Origin of the sequence: Paraburkholderia sp. 31.1 (genome assembly GCF_014397645.1) — a bacterium.
In the GTDB taxonomy this organism is placed as follows: Bacteria; Pseudomonadota; Gammaproteobacteria; order Burkholderiales; family Burkholderiaceae; genus Paraburkholderia; species Paraburkholderia tuberum.
In genome coordinates this window covers 1-3,882 of record NZ_VZQN01000116.1, presented here as the reverse complement: position 1 = coordinate 3,882, position 3,882 = coordinate 1, and the positions used below count along the sequence as shown (strand labels likewise).

Sequence of the window (3,882 nt, the reverse complement as noted above, 5' to 3'; positions counted from 1 at the left end):
GCATGCGAGTCGATCGCGCGCGGGAAACGGTCAGCCCTGCTGCTCGTGATAGCGCAGTGTGGTAGAGAGAAGCGTGGCGTCGCCGCGAGCGCGCGCCTCCAGAAGTTCGGCGATGCGCTCAATCATGACCAGCATCTCCTCGCGCGTTTCGGTCGGGTCGGGTCGGGTCGGGAGGCACATGATTTATCTGATGGACGCGCGTGACAACATATGCAGACACAATATGCAAAACAAATAAACGTCTGCTTCTCGCCGTGCAATTGAAAAAGACGGCATCAAGCCGCCTTCGTTCGATTGCTGACAGGGCCGGTTAGTGTTTCGTCGTGGTAGTGCCAGGAGTCGCAAGTCTGTCCTGAACGCTTTGCGCCGCATCGGCCAGCAGGTCCGCCGCATCGCGGGGAGGCATGCCTCGCATTTACTAGACCCATTTCCAGGTGGAAATTTATTGCCGAGCGCCAAAAGCCCAGAATCTCTCCCGACATCAAGCTCGAAAGCACAACCCCTATATGCCGAATCATTCTGAGAATCAGTCGCTCCTGCAGGAATTTCTGTTGCCTAGGCAGCAAAACTCAATGGCGCACACTGGACAAAGTTTATCAACGTTAATGCATATAAAATGACAAATCGACGATGCATATTGTCAATTATCTTTGAAGCGAAGAGTTTTGATCATATTCATAAATAAATCATAACTTAGGCCATTCTCCAAGCTATATTGACGTTTGCGCAATAAACAAACACCGTTTAGTTGGGCGGTTATTTTTTCATTGCCTATCATCATATGAATACATCTATAGCGCTCCGTATATTCCTTACTGGGCGTGCAACGCCCGTGCGCCTTAGCGAAAGTTTCCTCCGCAATCCAGCCATGCCAATTGCCACCCTCAATTGGTGAAATCGTTGTTTTAATTACTGGATCACCACAATCTGACTCTTTATATGCAACCCCAAGAGCCAAAATCGGATGACCTTCGCCAGGGGGCAACCGGAATATACTGTCTTTCGCATCAGAAATCTTTTTATCAATACCTACTTCTTCGACGACAAAACTAACGTTATCCCCTCCGCGCGGATTAAAATTTGGGTCGTACTGAAAATCCATATCCATAACGGCTTTTTCGCCGTTCTTATATGAGCCTGTGCATCCAAAACCGATAACTTGATCAGAAACACTCTTTAAATCTGGAGTATCGAGTGACATCCCACATTGCTCCACCACCTTCTGGCGAGTAGGATTATTTCCAACACCGTGGATATGCACTGCATCAGATGCCGACTGCGCACAAGCCAGTGAACTCAGCAGCAAGCCAAATAAGATGATATGTCGCTTCATTGACTACTCCTCTGTCTGGCGCACCAAACCAATCTCTACAGGGATAATTGGCACATCGTTAAGAATAAAATATGCATACCGAAAGAACTGTTGTCGCGCAGGCAAACCTCCTGCACCACCTACCAATCTAAAGCAAGCTTGGACGTCCTGGTCGCTTGAACCATGGTCTGCTTTTTTATCGATACCCGTCTTGACCCAGAAATAGCCAGCGGAATCCGCCGCCACTTCTGCATCAGTCTGCAGTAGCATCGGGTTCGGATCGGTCGTAAAATCTTTGGCACGATATTTCCCGTATTCGCCGTAACTCTTTCTCCATGTAAGGTGAATTAGACCTCGACCGCAAAAACGAGCGCCATCGCCCGACTGAACGTTTCCACCTGCTACAGCCTTATCGTGAATCTCACCTGGGCGTTGTGCAATATACGTAGCACGATCGCGATTTTTCAAAAATCCGAGTTTCTTAAGCCATTCATGCTTGTGATCGAAATCATATGCCGCATCTGCGGCAGTGTAGTTTTCATACATTTTTCGAAAATAATTGGCGTCACCATTTTCAACCGTTGAACGCAATGCACCTGTCTCTTTAAAAATCTGCCCAAGAAAATGGGCCTTACGCAAGCTGTTACAGAAACCATATTTCCGACTCATATGATTGAGCGCCAAGTAAAGATCCGGGGGTGAACTTCCGCCTTCGTGATTAGCTCCCTGGCTAAATCGAGTATTACTCAAAGTCCACGAAATTTGGCCACCGGCATCCGGCATTGATCTGCGCGGCAATAACTGAGTCTGCTCTCTCAAATCCATCCACTCACATTTCCTGAAATGCCGGATGAACGCGAGCGGATGGAAGAACCAGAGCTTCTCGCCTGCGGGCAAGCCGGTCGTATCCCAGAACTGGATTTCCTTGAGGTACTTTAGAAAATCGTTGTAGCCCTGTTCGTTGTCGTGATAGAAGCCGCCCTCGTCGAGCAGCTTCGCGTAGCGCGTCTCGTTGTTCGTACTATCCCATTCACTGGGGGCATTGCAGATAAACCCGCGCAACGCCTGGCGTACGTTATCGTGGCCCTTGACGTAGCTTGAAAGCGCGTCCGCCTTCTGCACTTCTGTCGTTTCCACCGAGACCGTTGGCTGTTCGCTGTCCGCAGCATCCTTGACGAGTTTCTTGAGCGCGTCGATATCGCACAAGCCGTCGCTGCTGAAGGGCGTATTGCCGTCACTGAGCTTTTGCCAGCCCATGAACGACGGGAAATCCGCATCGGATAACTTCCTGATCTCCGCCTTGCTGATATCGATATATCCCTGCTTCCCCGCAGCGTAGGTCACCTGCACCCAGGTCTGCGGGTTTGGAGGCGGGGTCACGGCCGAGGACAGGACACGCCCGAAGCGCTGCATCTCGTACCCGTCGCTCGGGCAGGCATCGTAGAGCGCCGTCGCGCGATGGTAGAGATCGTATTCGTAGTCCTTTTCCTCGACGGGCTCCGGCGTCAGAAGCGTGCGCGAACCGTCCGTCGCGATGCTCCAGACGTTGGTGTACTTCGCCCCCTTGCTGAAGTACATCTCGACGACGAGTTGCAGCGCGTTTTTGTCCGTCTGCCCCGGCGTGAACCTGATCCCGTGCAGCTTGTTGTCCGCCCCGGTTCCCGGCGGCTGCGCGAAGAACTGCTGCCCGGCCGGAATCGTGTAATAGGTGTGGCCCCAGCAGTCCGGCGTTGTCGCCGTGGCTGGCGATGCCACGCCAAGCTGTGTATGCCCGAAATACGCCGTGAAATCGCCCGGCGCCATGAAGATCTCGAAGTGCAGATGCGTGACGCCCTCATAGCGCCCAACAAAGCCGACAACGTCCTTGCGCAGCAGCTTCTGACCACTCCCTTTCGCCGCTGGCGTGACCTGTCCTTTTGCATCCGGACCGGACGGCTTCTGTAGGCAGGTAGCCAGGCCCGTCCCATCAAATCCGAACGTATGGTATTCGGCGAGTGGCAGCAGGTGCATGTAGAGCGAATAGAACGTCAGCGTGCGCCCGTCACCGGTCTCGGTCGAGTGCTTGAGCAGCACGAAGCCCGCATTACCGTTGCCGTCGTCCATCGCGTGCTGGCAGACCCGGTAGGCGACCACCTCGCCATCAGCAATGGCACAAATCGGGCCATGCATGTCGGGCGCGAGATGGACGCCGCAATGCCAGCGCCGGTCATATGCAATCGGATAGATACCATGCGCCAGTTCGAACTTGTCGACGGCATCCATCATGGGGTCCGGCTTCGAGCCATCAGTGGACGTGAGCCCCGATGCGGGCAGAAAAGGAGGGCTGATGATCATGGCGTGTCAGTTCGTATGGGGTGGGCGGTCATTGAGCTTAAGGTCGCTTTTCGGCAGGACGGGCAACTGCGCGGGCACGTTGTCGGGTCCGACGAAGGTGAACGAGGCAGCCTTGATGGTGTATGCGCCGGGGCAGTGGAACGTGATGTTGCCGCCCTCCATGACAACCGAGGCCCCGCCGCAGTTGAGCGTGATCTTCGACTTCGCCGACACCTGCACATCCGCACTTTCGCTGG

3 protein-coding genes are annotated in these 3,882 nt (G+C 53.7%); all 3 read right to left on the bottom strand.

Translation table 11 applies throughout. From position 1 onward, the window contains the following. Positions 1-640: 640 nt before the first annotated feature. Positions 641-1,333, bottom strand: a complete 693-nt coding sequence (locus tag F6X37_RS35335; RefSeq protein ID WP_187614616.1) for a hypothetical protein — start codon at positions 1,331-1,333, stop codon at positions 641-643. A gap of 3 nt (positions 1,334-1,336) precedes the next feature. Then, positions 1,337-3,646, bottom strand: coding sequence for a M23 family metallopeptidase (locus F6X37_RS37440; protein ID WP_262420161.1), 2,310 nt, complete (start codon positions 3,644-3,646; stop codon positions 1,337-1,339). 6 nt (positions 3,647-3,652) lie between these two features. Then, positions 3,653-3,882, bottom strand: a 230-nt coding sequence (locus F6X37_RS35325) for a DUF2345 domain-containing protein (protein WP_187614615.1), incomplete at its 5' end; no start/stop codon positions are given.

Excerpts from the sequence above, each read along its gene's own strand:
- F6X37_RS35335 (WP_187614616.1), bottom strand. The coding sequence starts at position 1,333 with ATGAAGCGACATATCATCTTATTTGGCTTGCTGCTGAGTTCACTGGCT.
- F6X37_RS37440 (WP_262420161.1), bottom strand. The coding sequence starts at position 3,646 with ATGATCATCAGCCCTCCTTTTCTGCCCGCATCGGGGCTCACGTCCACT.